Genomic DNA, 18,094 nt, shown 5'->3' with positions numbered 1-18,094 from the left:
GACCCCAGAAATGTCATTGCACCGGGCGCGCATCGAGCGTGGCTCGGGCTGAGCAAGGAAGTACCGATGAAGGTTCTGATGGTAGGCGGTGCCGGCGCTATGGCCAGCGGTTCCGTGCGCGACATGGTTGCGGGTTATTCGCGGCATATCCAGGAGATCATCGTCGCGGATACATCGTTTGAGAGGGCGCGCGACCTCACCGAGCAGCTCGGCGATCCCCGCCTCGAGCCCGTAAAGCTCGACGTCAGCGATGGCAGGGAATTGCGGGCCCTGCTGCAGCGCGTCGACGTCTGCGTCAACGCTGTGCCGGTCTTTGCCGGCCACCACATGGCCATCTTCGAAACCTGTTTCGAGATGCGGAAGACCTATGTCGATTTCGGCGGCATGGGGGTTTTCACCGTCAAGCAGAAAGCTTTCCACGAAGAATGGCAGCGAGCGGGCCTGACCGCCATACTGGGGCTCGGCGCCGATCCCGGCGTCTCGAATGTCATCTGCAAGGCGGTGGCGGAACGTCTCGATCGCATCGATCGGATCAATCTCTACTGGGCCGCCAAGCGCCTTGGGCCGGACAGCCCGGTTCTGGTGCCGCCCTACGCCCTATCGACGGTGCTCGGCGAGTATGCCAACCCGTCGATGCAGTTCCTCGACGGCGCCCACAGGGAAGTCGCCCCCCAGGAGGGCGAGGAGACGTTGGAGCTGCCCGAACCGTTCGGTCGTACGACATTTATCTTCACCCAGCATTCGGAACCTCTGACCGTCCCGTTGGCCGAAGGCATCCGGGACAAGGGCATTCGTGAATTCACCTGGAAGCTGCATCTGCCCCAGAAGGATCATGAGGCGTGGGTCGGCCTGGTGAAGGCGGGGTTCGGCCGCATTAACGACCCGATCGAGGTCGGTGGGGTCAGCGTCGATCCCCGGCAATTCCTCGATGCCTTGATGCAAAGGAACATCCAGCGGCACGACGATGAAATTCCGCAAACGACCTCGCAGGAAATTCACCTCGCCATCGGCCACGGGGAGAAGGACGGCAAGCCGAGCACGATCAATTGCGCGGTCATCGGCACGCCGGACGCCTTGTATGAGGACTATGTCGACGCCGCCACGTCGATGGGCCTGTCGATCGGCGTGCAGCTCATGGCCGAGACCCCGCATAAGCCGGGCGTCTGGGGCCCGGAGGAGTTCTTCGAGACCTCCTCCTTCCTGGCCGAACTGGAGCGTCGCAAATTCCGGGTCATGACCGACATACCGGTAGCGTTCTCGCCCGGAGATGACGTCTGAGGGATCGGTCCAAGCCTCTCCCGAAGACATGCTGTAACCATTGCTGCAAGAGCAGAACCGACGATGCGCGACGCACTTTACATAGATGGCCAGTGGGTTCGGCCGATGGAGGGCAGGACCTTCGAGGTGCTCAATCCGGCCACCGAGGACGTCATCCATCATGCCCCTGCCGCCACGGCCGCCGATGTCCACAGGGCGGTCAAGGCAGCCCGGCAGGCCTTCGAGCACGGGCCGTGGCGCCGGCTGAGCGGCAGGGAACGCGGGCGGTTTCTACGGGCGATCGCTGATACGATCCGCGTCCGCGCGGCCGAGTTGGCCCACCTGGAAGTGATCGATAACGGCAAGCCGCTGCCCGAGGCGGAATGGGACGTCGCAGACGCCGCCGGCTGCTTCGAGTTCTACGCCGGCCTTGCCGACGAGCTGGACGGCCGATCGGCCGAGGCCATCCCGCTCGGCGATCCCCGTTTCACAGCCAAGGCGATTCTCGAGCCGGTCGGTGTCGCCGCCGCGATCATACCCTGGAACTACCCTTTGCTGATGGCGGCCTGGAAGGTGGCGCCCGCCCTTGCTGCCGGCTGCACCATGGTGCTGAAGCCTTCCGAACTGACACCGCTCACGGCGCTTGAACTCGGCACCATCGCCGAGGACGTGGGATTGCCTCCCGGCGTGCTGAACATCGTGACCGGGCTTGGCGGCGCCGCAGGCCAGCCTCTCGTCGACCATCCGGATGTCGACAAGATCGCCTTCACCGGTTCGGTGCCGACCGGTTCCAAAATCATGGCTGCAGCCGCCCGGGACATCAAGCGCGTCAGCCTTGAGCTCGGGGGCAAGTCGCCTTTCCTCGTTTTCGAGGACGCCGACGTCGACAAGGCTGTCGAGTGGATCATGTTCGGCATCTTCTGGAACCAAGGGCAGGTCTGCTCGGCGACGTCGCGGGTACTCATCCACGAGGCGATCTATCACCGGGTGCTCGCCCGCCTTGTCGAGGAAACCGCCAGGATCACGATCGGCGATGGGTTGAAGCCGGGCACGCTGCTCGGCCCGCTCGTTTCCAGGCTCCAGTTGGACAAGGTCATTTCCTCGATCCGGCAGGCCTGTCGTGACGGTGCCAGAATCGCCTGTGGCGGCGGCCCCGCGGCCGGCCATGACACGGGCTATTTCGTTGCACCCACCGTACTGGTCGACGTGCCGCTGGAAAGCAGTGCCTGGTGCGAAGAGATCTTCGGCCCGGTGGTCTGCCTGAGGCGCTTTGCAAGCGAAGCGGAGGCGATCCAGCTTGCCAACGACACCCGCTTCGGGCTCGCGGCTGCGGTGATGTCGGACGACGAAGATCGGCTTGCTCGCGTCGCTGCCGCCCTGCGAGCTGGCATCGTCTGGATCAACTGCTCGCAACCGACCTTCACCGAAACGCCTTGGGGAGGCTACAAGCAGTCAGGGATCGGTCGAGAGTTAGGTCGGTGGGGGCTGGAGAATTATCTCGAGATCAAGCAGATCACACGCTTCGATAACAGCCGCTGGAGATGGTATTCCAAATAGAGCTACTCCCGCGGAGTATTGTCGAGCGGTGCGTACGGATTGCTCGGTCAACTGATTCGAAGCTTCCCGGGACGGCTTCTGTCATCATGGCGTGAAGACTCCACCGAGGAGAGCCAGGGCTCCAGAGTATCAGCGAGCTGTTGCTTGATGTGCTTGAGAAATTTTCCTCGGCTTGGATATCTGTCGCATACATAATTCTGGAAGCCATACGCGACAATGCATTCCACGACCGTCAGAAGCGTCTTGATCGGCGTGCCTGCTTTCAGCAGGCCGCGGTCTTCGAGGTGGTCGAAAGCGCATTCCAACTGGCGAAGATAAAACGCGTGATCGGACCTGATCTGTGGGCCTGCCACGGGGTCGGCGGCAAGGACAATGGTTGCCGCGATCGTTTCGCGCCACAGCATCTTCAGTCTGGGGTCGGCGGGCGGGTCCAGCAGGGCTTCAACGACGGAAGTCATATAGGCGACCGGCTCATCTACCGCCGCATCGAGCGCACTCTTGATTGAGTCTGCATAAATTTCACGCTCGTCCTCAAGCAGAGCCAGCAGGACCGACTGCTTCGAGTCAAAATATTTGTAGAACGTTGCAATAGAAATGTCCGCCTTGTCACGAATACGGCTAATCGTTGCCCCTTGATAACCCGACTCAGCAAAAAGCTCTCGGGAGGCCGTTAATATCTTTCGACGAATGGCAATCGCATTTCTCTTCCTCTTTGTTTCTTCTCCATCTTGTGCAATTTCATTCATAACCAACCCCAACGGAAAGAAACTCTCAAGATTGTTATTTCGTGCGCAGTCTTGGCAGGTGATAGAGCACAGGTCGGTGAGAGACGGAAGCCCACGTCTCGGCTAATGGTGCCAGAGCCTCGACGGCTCGCTCGCCGCGACGGAGTGGCTGGGCCGCCGAGAGGCCGCAACGACATGGGAGTCTTGCGGCCGTCCGCTCCGGATGGTCGCTTCTCATGGCAGGCATCACGCTATTTGGGGCACAATATCGCACGGCGTTGCCTATCAACATACGAATCGAATCTTAGTCCGGTCGATTCCGCGTCAATCAGCTTTGCGTTCCCCATACAAAACTCGTGACGACGCCCTGAGGTCCTAGCCGCCGCGAGCCGCGTGTGACCCCGGAGAAGCGGGTTCGGCGAAATCATCTGCTGCGGCCGATCCGCGATATCGCCAACAGAGCGCTTGGGGACCTGAGCGGGGGGCTTCGCGGCGCTCTATCGTCCGCGGCTTCTTCCGCCGAAGCGGCTAGCCACGCGGATCGGGGCGCGGACGATTGCTTTGCACCCATCCGAGAACGTCCGCTGTTGGGCTCGGCGCCAATTTCCGCTCATGGCGCATCTCGCAGGTTCCAAGCCTGCAATCTCAAAATGGAGGGCTGACCTCACTTGGCGTAATCCGTGGGCATCTAGGCGAGGATCAGACATGAGGGGCGCTGGCGCAAAAGGTCAGTCCCGATTGGTCAGCTTGAGAAAGCCGTGATCGCGGCCGGAAAACGCACCCTGAAGGCCGACCCGCCGGTCGCCGTGGGTCGATAATTCACCTCCGCCCCCATCGCCTGCGAGAGCGTGCGCACGATATAGAGACCGAGGCCCGATCCGCGAGGTCCATGGACCGGTTGGGTCGCCCCCCGCCGAAACTTGCCGAACAGCTGTTCGCGCTCTTCTGCCGGAATGCCGACGCCTTCGTCGATCACTTCGACGAAAGGATCCCCCTCGTTCCCCACAAGCAGACGGATGGTCGAGCCGGACGGAGAGAAGCGGATAGCGTTGGAGACGAGATTGTCGAAGATCTGGTCGAGTGCTTCCACGTCCGCCGTGGCTTGCACAGGGTGAGGCGGCGCTTCGATCGCCAGCCGGATCCCGTTGCCCGCCGCCCTGGCGGCGCTGCGCTGACGTGCCCGCTCCAGCGCCTTGCCGAGATCCACCCCATCGCGCAGGCGGGCGGGGCGTCCTTCCGTCTCGTGCGCCTCGAGCAGCCGACCGACCAGCGCCAGCATCGCGGTGATGCTTTCGCTGGCCTCACGCAACAGATCGTGCAGGGCGTGCGAAGAGGAATCCAGCCGGAATGCGGCCAGGTCGAGCAGGCTGCGCAGCCCGAACAGGGGACTGCGCAGGTCATGCGCCGCAATGGCCATGAGGCTGGCGAGCTCGGCATTGGCGCGGCCGAGCCGTTCGTTGGCGATGATCAGGGCTTCGTTCTGCGCCGCGATCTGTATCTGCTGGTTCTGTTCGGTCTCCTGCATGCGATGCAGGCCGCGCCGCCCGAATATGCCGGCGACGACGGCAAGCCCGGTGTTGAAGATCGCCACCGTCTTGTCGAACGGGCTGGCGTCGAGCAGCGAGACCCACAGCACGAAGATCAAGAAGGTACCGAGGCCGATCAACGCGAAGCGCCGTGGCGGGATCAGAAAGAAGACAGCCCCGGCGAGATAGACCATTGCATAGCCGCTGGGGATGCGTCCGCCGAGCGAGATGAAATAGCCCGCGGCCTGCGAGAGCAGCAGGGCAACCACCACGAATATCTCCGGCAGCCAGACGAAGCGTACCCGTTCTTCCCGCTGGCTACGCCGTGCGGCTCTCAGAAAGAGAAACGCAATGAGGATGGCCAGCCCGCTCAGGGCCATCATGCCAAGGCTTGGGCGGAAATAGCTGAATGCGCCCTCGACCGCGGCATCGAAGATCAGCGCGAGGGAGGCGAGCTCGACGCGGCGCAGATTGAGCCGCAGCCGCCGGTCCGGACGCATCACCTCGTCGCCGCCACGCGGGTCGAGGAGGTCGCGCAGGCGATGGGAGCCGCTCACGGGGTAAGGCGCCCCTGCACATGGTCGCGCGCGAGCGCCTCGAGATCCTTCAGGCTTTCGAGCTGCAGCTTGACCTTGATCCGGTCGCAATAGGTACCGACCGTCTTGATGGAGAGGCTGAGCGCACCGGCGATGGCGCGGCTCGTTGCGCCGTCGCCGATCATCCGCAACACTTGCAATTCCCGGTCGGAGAGCTGGTCGAGCCGTCCTGCGAAGCCAGCCTCGCCCTCGGGATCGAAGGTTTCCGTCATGCGCTGACGCACCGCCTCGCCGATGAAGATGCCACCGGAGGCGACGATGCCGAGCGCCTGGGCGACGACGGGGAGCCCCTCGGACTTGGCGACGTAGCCGCGCGCTCCGGCACGGATGACGCGCCGCGCGAAGCTCCATTCGTTCTGGCTCGAATAGACGAGGATGCGGGTCGCCGGCGCCAGCGAGAGGAGGTCGCGCAGCAATTCGATGCCGTCGCGACCGCCGAGCACGAGGTCGAGGATCACATAGTCCGGCCGCAGCGCCGCCACCTGCTCCCGCGCGCCGGCGCTGTTGGCGGCCTCGCCGCAGATGACGAAGCGCTCGTCGCGCTCGAACAGGAAGCGCAGCCCGTAGAGCACCACCGGATGGTCGTCGATGATGAGAACGCGTCCCACCGGCACAGACACCCGACCTCCTCCGCTCATGGCCATTTCCGGATCGGGATGAAGCCTACCACGCCGGCCCGGCACAGGCTGTAGGTCGGCGCCCGACAGACGCGACATCGCGATCCCGCTAGCGTCGCGGGAATGGTGAAACTTGGCGACATGATCCGGCGGATCGCACGAGGGAGGCTGGTTCGGCAGCCCGCAGTCGAACGGCGCCGTGCCGCCTGGAGGAAGCGCCTCGGCCGCGGCGGCTGGTCCGGATGACGAAGCCTGTTGAAAGCCGATCTCCTTGATGAAGCGAAGGATTCTCGAATGATGGTTCCTCTGTTGAAATGCGTAGCGGTACTCGGATTTCTGGCTGCCTCCGCATTGGCGGCGACGGCCTTGCCGCTGCCGGCCTCCTCGTCCGCCGCGCCGCCGGCGCAGATCGTTCCCGTCGCCGATGGCTGCGGGCCGGGTTGGTATCGCGGGCCGGGCGGCGCCTGCCACAGATTCGGCTTCGGACCCTATCCGGGCGGCTATTACGGGCCCTACGGAGGTGGCGGAGCCGGGAATGGCTGCCCTCCCGGCTACTGGCGAGGGCCCTGGGGTCACTGCCGCGACACGCCCTTTCACGGCCGCCTGCCGGACGGCACATGGCAGTAGGCAGCCCGATCTCATTGCGGAGAATGGATATGAACCACGTCACGTCCGCCATCGGCGCGGCAATCGCCGGCTGGCTGCTTCTCGCTGGGGCGGCCGCCCATGCCCAGAATGCGCCGGCCGCGCCCCAGCAGGGCCAGATCATCGAAATCTACACCGATGCCGACGCGAAGGCGGTCCTCAACGCACGCCTCGTGGCGCTCAAGACCGTGCTGGAGCTGACGCCCGTGCAGGAAAAGCTGTGGCCGCCGCTGGAGGCGTCGATCCGCAAGGCGGCGGCGGATTCGATGGCGCGCGGAAAGCAGCGCGCGGACGCCAGGCCGCCTGCGGATTTCCTCGATGCGCTCGACCGGATCGGGGAGGCTGAAGTCACGCGCGGCCAGGATCTGAGGAGCTTCGTCACGGCGGCCCGCCCGCTCGTCGCGGCGCTCACCGAGGAACAGAAGAACCGTATGCCGGCGTTCCTCGGCATGACGGTCGATCCCCAGTCGCCGCTGGCGACGAGGTCGCTGTGGCTTTTCGAGGAGGAGGAACGGTAGGCGGCCGTCCCGGAGGGCCCGTGTCGTGCACGTAAGGACCGGTGGATGGCCGCCCGGCGGAAGGCTGGGAAATCGTCTTCTCTTCTGCTCGTGACCGGTGCCAGCCGAGGCAAGGCGCCGGAAGCAATGGATCGGATCGCGGTTGGGCGATCCGATCCGCGTCCATGCTGTGTTCGGTGCCGGCGAGCCGGATCGCCGCGAGTTTCTCCATGGCCCGCGTGATCCGCGCTTCCGGTGGCCGGCGGGGAAATTAGATGTCTGCTCAGGGGGCTGAATGATGACCGGAATGCCGCTGCGTTCGAGCCGCAGGCTCTCGATGCTGCTGACCACGACGATGCTGGCCGGCGTCGCGGGCGGATTGACGGGCGTCGGCACCATGGCGCAGGCCGATGACGGGAATGCCTGCACGACGAGTTCGAATCCCGACGGAACCAGCAACTGCTCCATACAGACCATCGAGCCGACGGCTGCGGGTGGCGATCATCCGGGTGAAACCGGCCAGTCGGGTACGATGGCCCAGAATCTCCAGCACGACTTCACGACCCCCTCGTCCTACAGCGTCTTCGAAGGGGCTCCGGTCATACCGTCCCAGCCCGCCATATCGATGCTATCGATGGGTGGAGGCGGCGGAGCCGGCGCCAATACCGACCTTTCCCACGAGAACGGCGGCAATGGCGGTACGGGCGGCAATGGCGGCGATATCACCTTCTCGCTCGCGGCCGGCGTGACCGCCACGGACAACGCCAACATCAATCTCGGCACCGTCCAGATCTATTCGATCGGCGGCACTGGCGGCGAGGGAACCCGTGCCTATGCCGATGATCTCGGGAACCAGGGGGCAGGGTGGCCAGGGTGGCGATGGGGGGACGGTGACCGTCACCGGGTTGGGCGGCACGATCACGGCGTCGGCCCCGGCGCCACGGCCTTCACGGTGGTGTCGATGGCCGGCGCTGGCGGCAACGGCCAGAGCTATGACGAGCACAAGAGCAGTTCCGCCACCGGCGCCGAGGGCGGGCCGGGCGGCGCCGGCGGCTCCGTTTCCGTGACCACCAACAGTACGATGTCGCTGACGTCGGCCAACCTCGGTCTGGTCATCACCAGCAGTGGCGGCAACGGCGGAGGCGGCGGCAACGCCGAAACCGGCCTTGCTGGTGCCACCGGCGGCAATGGCGGCAACGGCGAGACTGTCAGCGTCACCCTGCAGGGCGGTACGATCAGCAGCGTCGGCACGGCGGTGTGGGCGTCCTCCATCGCCGGCGACGCGGGGACGGGAGGGGAAGGGCCTTCGGGCGGCGGCATAGGCGGCATTGCCGGCGACCTCACCTACACCAGCACGGACACCGTGATGGCGATCTCCTGCCCGCCCGGCTCCACGGCCTGCGATTTCTCCCCCGGCGTGCTGCTGCAGGCCAATGGCGGAGCCGCCGGAGCGGACGGTAGCGGCGGCTGGGGCGGCCAGGGGGCAGCTCCCAATCCGGCGGCACCGGCGGCGCGGTCACGGTCGATGCGTCCGGGGGCAGCGGCGGGCCGGATCATGACTGGGCGGGAGGGGGCGGCAATGGCGGTGCCGGCGGCGACGGCGGCACCGTTTCCGTCGTCAGCAGCCAGTCGATCACCACCGCTGGCGCGCTCTCCGAAGGCATCCTCGCCCAGAGCGTCGGCGGTGGCGGTGGCGCCGGCGGCAATGCGAGCGGCGGCGGCTTCCTCGTCGATACCCAGGTCGGGGGCTAAGGGGCCAATGGCGGCGACGGCAACAGCGTCGATCTCGCCAATAGCGGCGTGATCCAGACCTCCGGCCAGCATTCCACCGGCCTGCTGATCCAGAGCATCGGCGGCGGCGGCGGGCGTGGCGGCGCGGCCAACAGCACCTCCGGCTCGGCGGTGATAGGGGTCGCGGTGGCCGTCGGCGGCGACGGCGGGGCCGGCGGGGCCGGCGGCGACGGTGGCGGGATCAATCAGACCGATGGCGTCGGCATCACCAATAGCGGCACCATCCTCACCGCGGGCCGGAGCCTATGGCATCCTCGCGCAGAGCATCGGCGGCGGCGGTGGCGTCGGGGGAGCGTCGCTGGCCTCCGCCTACGCGGCCTCGGCGGACGACGTGCCCGCGGCCAGCGTCAGCATCTCCATGGGAGGAAGCGGCGGTTCCGGCGGCACGGGCGGTCATGTGACCGTGAGCAATACCGGCCTTGTCGTCACCTCGGGCTCCAACGCCTCGGGCGTGGCCGGCCAGAGCATCGGCGGCGGCGGCGGCACCGGTGGCGACACGTCCGCCACCGCCTATGCCGCCGGCGCCGACATCGACATCACGAGCGCGGTCTCGATCGGCGGCTCGGAGGGCTCGGGCGGCGCCGGCGAGCATGTGACCATCACCAGTTCCGGCCCGGTCGTGACGTCCGGCGAATCCTCCTATGCCATCCTCGCGCAGAGCATCGGCGGCGGCGGTGGCGTCAGCGGCAATGGCGACGGCTCGGCCCAGTCCTCGGCTGGCGAGTACACGCTGAGCACCACCCTCGGTCTCGGTGGCAGCGGCGGCGGCGGCGGCGGGGGCGGGCTGGTGACGGTCACCAACACGGGGTCGCTGCTCACGCTCGGCGACGGCGCATACGGCATCCTCGCCCAGTCGATCGGCGGCGGCGGCTGGATCACCACCGACGCCGGCGTGGTGAGCGGCTCGGCCGGCGGCAGCGGCACCGGCAGTGCGGTCACCGTGCAGGTCGCCTCCACCGCCAGCGTCTCGGCCTCGGGCGAGGGCTCGAACGGCATCTTCGCCGAGAGCGCCGGCGCCGCCGGTACCAGCCAGCCCGCGATCCTGATCGCGGTCGGCCCGTCCGACGGCTCCGGCGGTACGGTGACGGGCGGCAGCGGCGCGACCACGGCCGGTATCTCTCTGCGTGGTGGCTCGACCAGCCAGGAGCAGGCATTCGCCAATACCGTGACCAATTACGGCACCATCTCCGCCGCCAGTGGCAATGCGATCATCATCGACAGCAGCTTCGTCTATATCGCGAACTACGGGACGCTCGACGGCAGCCCACAAGCCGTCAATGGAGGCAACCTCTATCTCTACAGCACGGGCACCGTGAATGCCGTGCGTTCCATGGCGCTCGGCACCGGCGGACGGTTCGACAATGCGGGCACGCTGATCGTCGGCGGCGCGGGCAAGGCCAGCACGATCGAGATCGATGGCGCCTTCACCCAGAGCACCGCCGGCACGACGGTACTCGATGCTGACCATGTGGGGGGGGGGGCAATGGCGATCTGCTGCACATCACCGGAGCGGCGAGCCTCGACGGCAGGCTCGAGATCAACCCGCTCTCGCTGAGCCGCACGCCGGTGACGCTCATCACCTCCGACGGCGCGCTGGCACTCTCCTCCTCGCTCTCGATCGTCACGGCAGGCAACAGCCACCTGTTCACCTACACCGGCAGCCGCGTCGACGGCACCAGCCTCCAGGTGAGCGTCTCGGCGCATTTCCTCGACGACAGCGCCAGCCTGTCGGGCGCGCAGCGCAGTGTCGCCGCCTATCTCCAGCGTTCGTGGGAGCTCGACGAGGCCGGCAGCCTCAGCGACGGCTATGTCCAGCTGCAGAATGCCGCCGCCGATGCCGGCAGCTATGCCGTCGGCCTGTCCGGCTTTGCCGAGAATGCCGCGACCATGGCGGGGGCGATGCAGGCGCAGGCGAGCATGTCCTTCGCGGAACACATGAACAGTTGTCCGATCCTCGACGCGGCCAGGCTGCTGGTGGAGCGGGACTGTGCCTGGGCCCGCGTGACGGCGAACAGCATGAACGTCACGTCCGGCGCCGACTTCAGCCAGGATTCCACCCTTTTGCAGACCGGAATCCAGAAGGAGATCGCGGAGGGATGGTTCCTTGGCGGCTCCGCCGGCATCGGCTGGAGCGGTATCGACGCCGACAACGGCGTGACCGACGCGAACGGCACCAGCTTCGCGGCCGGCGTGATCCTCAAGCGGCAGGTCGACAATTGGCTTGTCTCCGTGTCGGCGGATGCCGGCTACACCTCCTACGACAACACCAATCGCTTCGCTCTCAGCGGCGCCGAGGCCAGCTTCAGCCGCAACACGGTCGAATCGGTCTATGGCGGCCTGCATGCGCGCATCGCTTATTTCCAGCCCATGGGAGGCTGGATTCTGAAGCCCTATCTCGACCTGCATGCCTTCTACGGCTACACGGGCGGCTACACGGAAAACAGCGACAGTCCTTTCGCCGCGCGCGTGAGCAGCGCCGACGATTGGCGCTTCGCGGCCGCTCCCACCCTGGAGGCGGATCTGCCGATCGCGTTCGGCAACGGCTCCAGCCTGCTGGCCTATGCGTCGGTGAGCGGTGTCTTCTTCGATGATAGTAGCTGGACCACGTCGTCCCGCTTCCTCGACGCGCCCGCGGCCGCCGGCAGCTTCGATGCCAAGACCGAACTGCCGGACCAGCTGTTCCAGGTGAAGCTCGGTACGCAGATCCTTGGGGCCGGCGCATGGGATCTGAAGCTCGAATATGCCGGTACCTTCGGCGACGATTACCGTGACAATGCCGGCACGATGAAGCTCAACTATCGGTTCTGACCTATGCGCGGATCGTTGGGGTCTGCCTCGGTGGGCAGTCCGGCATGAGAATTATCCGAAGCCGGCACACGGCATTCCCAGGGCACCTGCGAACAGGTTAGTGGTCGTTCTCCGAGCTGCGCCGGGGACCCAGCGCATGCGTATGTGATGTGTGCTCGTCCTAGTGACCTCGAACCCGAGCCGTTCGTAAAGGGCATGAGCGCAGCCATTCGTCTTGAGGACGGACAGCTCAAGAGCCCCGCCGTCGCTGACGGCTGACATGAGTTCCCGCAGCACGCTTGTTCCAATGCCGGTACCCTGGCTATCTGTCTTCACGCACAACGTGTGAACTTGGGTGCACGTGGGGCTGATTGGGGCGACAGTGATGAAGCCGACTTCCTCGTGGTCGAGCCGGATCACTCTGGTGTCGGCGAGCCGCAGTTGGGACCGGAATTGTGTCTCTTCACGTTGGCGATCCCAAGCGCCTCGGGCGGCGATGAAAGCTGCATCGTCGAGCACGGCGAGATATTCCTCGACCACGCGTCCGGCTGCCGCGGGCGATAGCCCCGCTTGACGGCTGGCCTCGGCCTTGATCAGGCTGGCATCTACAGCAAACCCTTCTCCGCCGACCAGTCCTCCGCGATGCAACGCTGCAGCACGGTCTCGAACAGATGCCGGAGCAAATCGCTGTCGCGGAAACGGCCATGACGGTTCTTGGAGAAGGTCGAGTGGTCCGGCACGCGGCCATCGAGCCCGAGGCGACAGAACCAGCGATAGGCAAGGTTCAGGTGGACCTCCTCGCACAGCCTCCGTTCCGAGCGGATGCCGAAGCAATAGCCGACGAGCAGCACCCGGATCATCAGATCCGGGTCGATCGAGGGCCGACCGGTCTCGCTGTAGAAAGGCTTGAGGTGCGCCCGGGTGCCGGAAAGGTCGATAAACCTGTCGATGGCCCGCACGAGGTGGCCGGCAGGGACATGACGCTCCAGGCTGAACTCGTAGAACAGAGCCTCCTGCACCCCAGTCCGCTCGCCATCATCGGCCTGCCCTCCAAACGCTTGATGCAGTTCGGGTGAGGTAGTCGATAAGCGCCCGCGTAGCGGCCGAGAGCCGGCGATGCGGAGCGAAGATGACAGAGAATGGGCGCGTACGCCCTCGCGCGTGTTGCAGCACTTCGACCAGGCGTCCCTGCTCGATGCGATCGCGCACGATGAAATCGTAAGTCTGGCAGATGCCCAACCCGCTTTCCGCAAGCGACATCACGCCCAACACGTCGTCAAAAACCCGGATACGGCCAGGCGGCGTCCACTCGATGTCGCGACCGTCGACATGGAACAGCCACGGCGCACAGCGGCCGGTGCTCGGCATGACGAAGGGCAGGCACTGGTGCTCCGCCAGATTCTCGATCGACCGAGGCGCGCCCGTCCGCTCGATATAACCCGGAGCGGCGACCAGACGCAGCGAAGCATCCTCCAGTTTGCGGGCGACCAGGCCACTGTCGGGCAAAGGCCCGAGGCGGATCGCCAGATCGTAGCCTTCAGCTACCAGGTCGACGTTGCGATTGGTGATGCTCAGTTCGATCTGGACCTCGGGATAGGCATGGGCGAACCCACTCAGCATGGACGGCAGTCTGTAATGACCGTAGGTCGTAGGCACGCTGAGACGCACATTACCGGTCAGCAACTCCCCGTCTTTTCCCTGAATTGTCCGCTCCGCATCATCGATCAGTGAAAACGCGGCACGCGCCTGCTCGAGATAGGCACGGCCGGCATCGGTCAGGCTCAGCCGTCGGGTCGTCCGGCGCATCAACTGAGCACCCAAGCGCGTTTCCAGCCGGGTAATAGCCCGGCTGAGGACCGAAGGCGTGGTCGACAACGTGACCGCTCCTTCGGTCATCGACCCCTTTTCCGCGACGGTCACGAACGCTTCCACATCGCCAAGGTGGTCAAATCGACGACTCATTCTTGCCTCTTGCGAATAAATCAGTTCCTGCAGGAAGGATTTATCCCTCACTGAGGCGACAATAAAGTGCCGTGATCGACGTGGTTCCGATGGCCCTGCCGTGGAGCAACCCTGTTCGCGTAATTTGAAGAGGTGCTGTTGATGGCTGCAACCCGCACATTCCTCATAACCGGCGCAAGCAAGGGGATCGGGCGAGCCATTTTCCGGGCGCCTCGCAGCGAGCGGGCACAAGGTGATCGGACTTGCCCGTCATGCCGACGACAACGTATTTCCGGGCCTGCTCCTCCCGGTCGATCTTGAGGACCGTCACAAGGCACAGGAAGCGCTTGCCGACATCTCCAAGCGATATCGCATCGACGGTGTCGTCAACAATGTGGGCCTGGTGCGACCGCGGCCCCTCGGCAGGGTCGAACTCAGGAAGACGCCGCTTTCATCGGCAAGGCCCTGATTTAGGCGCAGCCATCGGGGCGCACTGGCGAATGCCGACATCGTTCACAGGACGCGATCTTGCTCATCGGAGAACAAATGAATTCCCTGATCCGACCTTTATCGCCGCAATGAGAAATAATAAATCTCCTGTAGTTGGACGCTAGCAATCAGTCATCTTAGTCAGGAGAAAAATCATGGCCAATACAGTTCAGGAGCGCAAACCCGTCCTGTTTGTTCTGACCAGTCACGACGAAAAAGGAGAAGGCGGCGAGCCGACCGGCTTCTTCCTCGGCGAGGTCACACACCCCCTGGCGGTTCTCGATCTGGCCGGCATTCCGGTCGAGTTCGCCTCCGTCGAAGGCGGTGAACCGCCGGTCGATGGCCTTGATCTCAAGGACACGACCAATGCCCGCTACTGGAACGACGAAGGCTTCCGCGACGCCATTCGCCACACGCTGCGCCTCGCCGATGTGGACCCGAAGCGTTACTCGGCAATCTTCTTTGCTGGCGGCCACGGCGCGATGTGGGACTTCCCGACGAGCCCGGCTGTCAACAGCGTCACCCGCGCCATTTACGAAACCGGCGGTATCGTTGCCGCCGTCTGCCATGGCCCGGCCGCACTGGTCAACGTCACGCTCAGCAATGGTGCGCATCTTGTCGCCGGAAAGAATGTCGCCGCCTTCACCGACGACGAGGAGCGCGCGGTCAAGCTCGACAAGGTCGTGCCTTTCCTGCTCGCCAGCACGCTTGCCGAGCGCGGTGCGCATCACCACGCGGCTCCGGACTGGACGGCCAAGGTGATCGTCGACGGCAGGCTGGTCACTGGCCAGAATCCGCAATCGGCGAGCGGTGTGGGCGAGGCCCTTCGCGACCTCCTGACCGCCAACAACTGATCCAGCAGCATTCATAGCAACAACCTCCCCGCCCGGAAGGGCGGTGGATGGTCTTCGCCTGGGGAATATAGATGAAACTCTTCCGCATCGCCGCTGCCGCACTGGCGCTCGGCCTCGGCACCGCCGGCGCCCAAGCCGGCAATGTCGTGGTCATCCTCTCGGACTCCGATCACCTCAACCTGAAGGACGGCAAGGTTCTCGAGACCGGCTTCTACCTCAATGAGCTGATGCAGCCGGTAAAGGCGCTGCTTGACGCCGGCCATCAGATCACCTTTGCCACCCCCAACGGCATGGCCCCGACGCTGGACAAGTCCTCCGTGGACAAGATGCACTTCGGCGGTGACGAGGTGGCGATGCGCGAGAGCAGCGCTCTGCTCGACACGCTCAAGCTCACCTCGAAGACCGATTCACCGATTGTCAGCCTCGCCCGCATCGAACAGATCGGCTACGATCATTTCGACGCCGTCTATGTTCCCGGTGGTCATGCACCGATGCAGGACCTGCTGGTCAGCAAGGAACTGGGCAGGCTTCTCACCGACTTCCACACGAAGGGCAAGACCACGGCGCTGGCCTGCCACGGCCCGATCGCACTGCTTTCGGCCATGGCGGACGCCCCAGTTTTCGTCCGTGGACTTGAGACCAGCGGTTCTGCGAAGGCGCAGGACTGGATCTATGCCGACTATCGGATGGCGGTGATCAGCAACCAGGAAGAAGAAATTGCCAAGGGCCAGCTCAAGGGCGGCGAGATGAAGTTCTACCCCCAGACAGCGCTTCAGGATGCGGGTGCCAACTACCAAAGCAACACGGTTCCCTACACCTCATACGTCGTCACCGACCGTGAACTGATCACCGGTCAGAATCCCGCCTCCGCCCCGGCCGTCGCGAAAGAACTGCTGCGCCGCCTGAAGTAGGCCATCACGAGCGCGGCGCGCCCGGCGCCGCATACTCGACCCGAAAATCTTCATCGAGTTCTCTGACGCCTATACCCAGGAGACGAACCGGCTGCGCATGAAGGTCTAGCGCAGCGTCAGTCGGCGGCGGGGAACGCAGAAACGCCTGTCGGCCCGCCTCGCCGCCCTGCGTGTGCGTGCCGCCGATGTCCCGACGCAACGGACGGCAGCGCCGTGGGCGGACGGCACCTGCCCGGAGAGGAGGCTTGGCTGATCGGCGAGCGCCGCTCCACTGGCGAGCGATGTCCGCACTGCCGTAAGCGCATCAACCACAATCTGCCAAAGTCGTGGCGGGTGGAATCCGGTCGATTTGGAACTGCGCAGCGAGGCGTGAAAGGCCACGTCTTCTGACGTTCACGCTCCAATAGGCGGCCCTCCCGCACGCCGCTTGACAGCCACTTCAATAAACATGATATATGATGCATGTTAAAACTAAAATCAGCTGCAATAAGAATAGCTGATTGTTGGGAGGGAACATGGCTACCAAATTACCGTCCGTGCGATGGAGACTCGTCGCTGCGCTTCTGGCTTGCAGCGTGGTGCCGAGTGTCAGCCATGCGCAGACGCCGGCGGATGTGACGATCGGGTTCGTCCTTCCGCTTTCCGGCGGTTCTGCCACCATCGGCAACCAGACCAAGCTGGGCGCTCAGGTTGCCGCCGACCAGATCAACGGGAGCGGCGGTATCGCTTCACTGGGCGGCGCCAAACTGAAACTCGTTTTCGCCGATTCCCAGTCCAAGCCCGACATTGGCGCATCCGAAACGGAGCGGCTCATCCAGCGCGAGAATGTCTCGCTGCTGATCGGTGCCTATAACAGTGCCGTCACCTTTCCGGCGACTGAAGTCGCCGAGCGCTACAAGACGCCCTGGCTCGTTACCGGCGCGGTGAAGGACGAGATCACCGAACGTGGCTTCAAGTATATTTTCCGCCCCAACAATAAGGCCACCTACGACGCGCGCGAGCAACTCGATGCCATTGACCTGCTGAAGAAGGAAACGGGCAAAGGCCCAACGACCATCGGCCTGTTCTATGAAGGGTCCGACTGGGGCCGCTCACATGCGGCCAACATCAAGAAGTTCGCCAAGGAGCGCGGTTACCAGATCACTCTGGATGAATCCTTCCCGCCGAACCAGGTCGACTTCACCTCCCAGCTTCTGAAAATCCGCAGCGGCAAGCCCGACGCGCTCATCGTCGTCGCCTATACGCCGGATCATCTGCTATTCACGCGCCAGTTCTTCGAGAACAAGCTCAATATCCCCTACGGCCTGCACTCAGTCGGCGGTGGATCGGAAGACCCGTCCTTCTACAAGATGGTCCCGCGGAAGGCTGTCGACTACCTGTTCGTGCAGGAAGACTGGCAGATCGACCGCCTGAAGGTCGACAAGGACCCGAAGGTGCTGGATGCCAACACGCGCTTCAACGCGCTGGCCGGCTACGACATCAACTCCTACGGAGCCCAGGGCGTTTCCAACGTCTATATTGTCAAGGACGTGCTGGAGCGCGCCGCCTCCCCGGACCGCGAGAAAATCCGCGCCGCACTCGCCGCCACGGACATCACCTCCGGCATGCCGCTGATCGTAGGCTACCAGCGGATCAAGTTCGACGAGCAGGGGCAGAACACCTTTGCACATGGCGTGATTTCCGAGAACATCGCCGGCGAGCGGCGCACCGTGTGGCCGCAGGAAAACCGCGCGCTGGATACCAAGCCGGTCTGGCCGGTGCCGGACTGGTCCCAGCGCTGATCGGGCTGGCGGCGTCGGGCCAGGGCCCGCCGCCCCCTTCGCCGCCACGCACGGCATACTCCATCGCCAATAGCCCCCGTGCAGGGGCAAACACCTACAAATGATGAGCCGGGCTACCGG

Annotated in this window: 16 protein-coding genes and 2 pseudogenes; 12 read left to right on the top strand and 6 right to left on the bottom strand. The window is 64.7% G+C overall.

Going from position 1 to position 18,094, the window contains the following annotated elements; genetic code table 11:
• Positions 1 to 66: 66 nt before the first annotated feature.
• On the top strand, positions 67 to 1,278 hold the full coding sequence (locus AC1RU4_RS23565) for a saccharopine dehydrogenase family protein (protein ID WP_492893816.1): 1,212 nt from the start codon (positions 67 to 69) through the stop codon (positions 1,276 to 1,278).
• A gap of 63 nt (positions 1,279 to 1,341) precedes the next feature.
• Positions 1,342 to 2,814, top strand: coding sequence for an aldehyde dehydrogenase family protein (locus tag AC1RU4_RS23560; protein ID WP_492893814.1), 1,473 nt, complete (start codon positions 1,342 to 1,344; stop codon positions 2,812 to 2,814).
• A 47-nt stretch (positions 2,815 to 2,861) separates the two neighbouring features.
• On the opposite strand, the gene AC1RU4_RS23555 is transcribed toward AC1RU4_RS23560, so the two are convergent.
• The 3 genes from AC1RU4_RS23555 to AC1RU4_RS23545 form a co-directional block, all read right to left on the bottom strand.
• Complete coding sequence (locus AC1RU4_RS23555; protein WP_492893812.1) at positions 2,862 to 3,560, bottom strand: TetR/AcrR family transcriptional regulator; 699 nt, start codon at positions 3,558 to 3,560, stop codon at positions 2,862 to 2,864.
• Positions 3,561 to 4,281: 721 nt separating this feature from the next.
• Positions 4,282 to 5,622 (bottom strand): sensor histidine kinase, encoded by a 1,341-nt coding sequence (locus AC1RU4_RS23550; protein ID WP_492893810.1) that lies wholly within the window; start codon positions 5,620 to 5,622, stop codon positions 4,282 to 4,284.
• Positions 5,619 to 6,269, bottom strand: a complete 651-nt coding sequence (locus tag AC1RU4_RS23545; RefSeq protein ID WP_492893808.1) for a response regulator — start codon at positions 6,267 to 6,269, stop codon at positions 5,619 to 5,621. The genes AC1RU4_RS23550 and AC1RU4_RS23545 overlap by 4 nt, the downstream gene beginning before the upstream one ends.
• Before the next feature lie 303 nt (positions 6,270 to 6,572).
• On the opposite strand from AC1RU4_RS23545, the gene AC1RU4_RS23540 reads away from it, so the two are divergent.
• The 5 genes from AC1RU4_RS23540 to AC1RU4_RS23520 all read left to right on the top strand — a co-directional run bounded on the left by AC1RU4_RS23540 (position 6,573) and on the right by AC1RU4_RS23520 (position 12,019).
• Positions 6,573 to 6,905 (top strand): GCG_CRPN prefix-to-repeats domain-containing protein, encoded by a 333-nt coding sequence (locus AC1RU4_RS23540; RefSeq protein ID WP_492893806.1) that lies wholly within the window; start codon positions 6,573 to 6,575, stop codon positions 6,903 to 6,905.
• 29 nt (positions 6,906 to 6,934) lie between these two features.
• A complete protein-coding gene (locus AC1RU4_RS23535; protein WP_492893804.1) occupies positions 6,935 to 7,441 on the top strand; it encodes a Spy/CpxP family protein refolding chaperone in 507 nt (168 codons plus the stop codon).
• 286 nt (positions 7,442 to 7,727) lie between these two features.
• Entirely contained in the window at positions 7,728 to 9,224 is a 1,497-nt protein-coding gene (locus AC1RU4_RS23530) for a hypothetical protein (RefSeq protein WP_492893802.1), read from the top strand.
• A gap of 180 nt (positions 9,225 to 9,404) precedes the next feature.
• Complete coding sequence (locus AC1RU4_RS23525; protein ID WP_492893800.1) at positions 9,405 to 10,766, top strand: hypothetical protein; 1,362 nt, start codon at positions 9,405 to 9,407, stop codon at positions 10,764 to 10,766.
• A gap of 11 nt (positions 10,767 to 10,777) precedes the next feature.
• The gene (locus AC1RU4_RS23520; RefSeq protein WP_492893798.1) at positions 10,778 to 12,019 is read left to right on the top strand and encodes an autotransporter outer membrane beta-barrel domain-containing protein; all 1,242 of its coding nucleotides are present in this window, start codon (positions 10,778 to 10,780) and stop codon (positions 12,017 to 12,019) included.
• Between the two features lie 51 nt (positions 12,020 to 12,070).
• On the opposite strand, the gene AC1RU4_RS23515 is transcribed toward AC1RU4_RS23520, so the two are convergent.
• The 3 genes and pseudogenes from AC1RU4_RS23515 to AC1RU4_RS23505 all read right to left on the bottom strand — a co-directional run bounded on the left by AC1RU4_RS23515 (position 12,071) and on the right by AC1RU4_RS23505 (position 13,960).
• Positions 12,071 to 12,496 carry a GNAT family N-acetyltransferase gene (locus AC1RU4_RS23515; protein ID WP_492893860.1) on the bottom strand — a complete coding sequence of 142 codons (426 nt, stop codon included), beginning with the start codon at positions 12,494 to 12,496 and terminating at the stop codon, positions 12,071 to 12,073.
• Positions 12,488 to 13,065, bottom strand: a pseudogene (locus AC1RU4_RS23510) (transposase); the annotation flags it as partial. The pseudogene AC1RU4_RS23510 and the gene AC1RU4_RS23515, both read right to left, overlap by 9 nt.
• The gene (locus AC1RU4_RS23505) at positions 13,034 to 13,960 is read right to left on the bottom strand and encodes a LysR family transcriptional regulator (protein ID WP_492893796.1); all 927 of its coding nucleotides are present in this window, start codon (positions 13,958 to 13,960) and stop codon (positions 13,034 to 13,036) included. The pseudogene AC1RU4_RS23510 and the gene AC1RU4_RS23505, both read right to left, overlap by 32 nt.
• A 232-nt stretch (positions 13,961 to 14,192) precedes the next feature.
• Between AC1RU4_RS23505 and AC1RU4_RS23500 the strand changes: the two genes are divergently transcribed.
• The 5 genes and pseudogenes from AC1RU4_RS23500 to AC1RU4_RS23480 all read left to right on the top strand — a co-directional run bounded on the left by AC1RU4_RS23500 (position 14,193) and on the right by AC1RU4_RS23480 (position 17,974).
• Complete coding sequence (locus AC1RU4_RS23500) at positions 14,193 to 14,408, top strand: hypothetical protein (RefSeq protein WP_492893794.1); 216 nt, start codon at positions 14,193 to 14,195, stop codon at positions 14,406 to 14,408.
• Positions 14,409 to 14,583: 175 nt separating this feature from the next.
• A complete protein-coding gene (locus AC1RU4_RS23495; protein WP_492893792.1) occupies positions 14,584 to 15,282 on the top strand; it encodes a type 1 glutamine amidotransferase domain-containing protein in 699 nt (232 codons plus the stop codon).
• 71 nt (positions 15,283 to 15,353) lie between these two features.
• Positions 15,354 to 16,193, top strand: a complete 840-nt coding sequence (locus AC1RU4_RS23490; RefSeq protein ID WP_492893790.1) for a type 1 glutamine amidotransferase domain-containing protein — start codon at positions 15,354 to 15,356, stop codon at positions 16,191 to 16,193.
• A 109-nt stretch (positions 16,194 to 16,302) separates the two neighbouring features.
• A pseudogene (locus AC1RU4_RS23485) lies at positions 16,303 to 16,475 on the top strand (IS701 family transposase); the annotation flags it as partial.
• 233 nt (positions 16,476 to 16,708) lie between these two features.
• Positions 16,709 to 17,974, top strand: a complete 1,266-nt coding sequence (locus AC1RU4_RS23480; protein WP_492893788.1) for an ABC transporter substrate-binding protein — start codon at positions 16,709 to 16,711, stop codon at positions 17,972 to 17,974.
• Positions 17,975 to 18,094 lie beyond the last annotated feature (120 nt).

The sequence above is a fragment of the Ancylobacter sp. GW821-FHT10E12 genome (assembly GCF_058809335.1).
The sequence above is the reverse complement of the archived record's forward strand: the minus strand, read 5'-3'. Positions and strand labels throughout refer to the sequence as shown.

Excerpts from the sequence above, each read along its gene's own strand:
- AC1RU4_RS23565 (WP_492893816.1), top strand. The coding sequence starts at position 67 with ATGAAGGTTCTGATGGTAGGCGGTGCCGGCGCTATGGCCAGCGGTTCC.
- AC1RU4_RS23560 (WP_492893814.1), top strand. The coding sequence starts at position 1,342 with ATGCGCGACGCACTTTACATAGATGGCCAGTGGGTTCGGCCGATGGAG.
- AC1RU4_RS23555 (WP_492893812.1), bottom strand. The coding sequence starts at position 3,560 with ATGAATGAAATTGCACAAGATGGAGAAGAAACAAAGAGGAAGAGAAAT.
- AC1RU4_RS23540 (WP_492893806.1), top strand. The coding sequence starts at position 6,573 with ATGATGGTTCCTCTGTTGAAATGCGTAGCGGTACTCGGATTTCTGGCT.
- AC1RU4_RS23535 (WP_492893804.1), top strand. The coding sequence starts at position 6,935 with ATGAACCACGTCACGTCCGCCATCGGCGCGGCAATCGCCGGCTGGCTG.
- AC1RU4_RS23530 (WP_492893802.1), top strand. The coding sequence starts at position 7,728 with ATGCCGCTGCGTTCGAGCCGCAGGCTCTCGATGCTGCTGACCACGACG.
- AC1RU4_RS23525 (WP_492893800.1), top strand. The coding sequence starts at position 9,405 with ATGGCGTCGGCATCACCAATAGCGGCACCATCCTCACCGCGGGCCGGA.
- AC1RU4_RS23505 (WP_492893796.1), bottom strand. The coding sequence starts at position 13,960 with ATGAGTCGTCGATTTGACCACCTTGGCGATGTGGAAGCGTTCGTGACC.
- AC1RU4_RS23495 (WP_492893792.1), top strand. The coding sequence starts at position 14,584 with ATGGCCAATACAGTTCAGGAGCGCAAACCCGTCCTGTTTGTTCTGACC.
- AC1RU4_RS23490 (WP_492893790.1), top strand. The coding sequence starts at position 15,354 with ATGAAACTCTTCCGCATCGCCGCTGCCGCACTGGCGCTCGGCCTCGGC.
- AC1RU4_RS23480 (WP_492893788.1), top strand. The coding sequence starts at position 16,709 with ATGGCTACCAAATTACCGTCCGTGCGATGGAGACTCGTCGCTGCGCTT.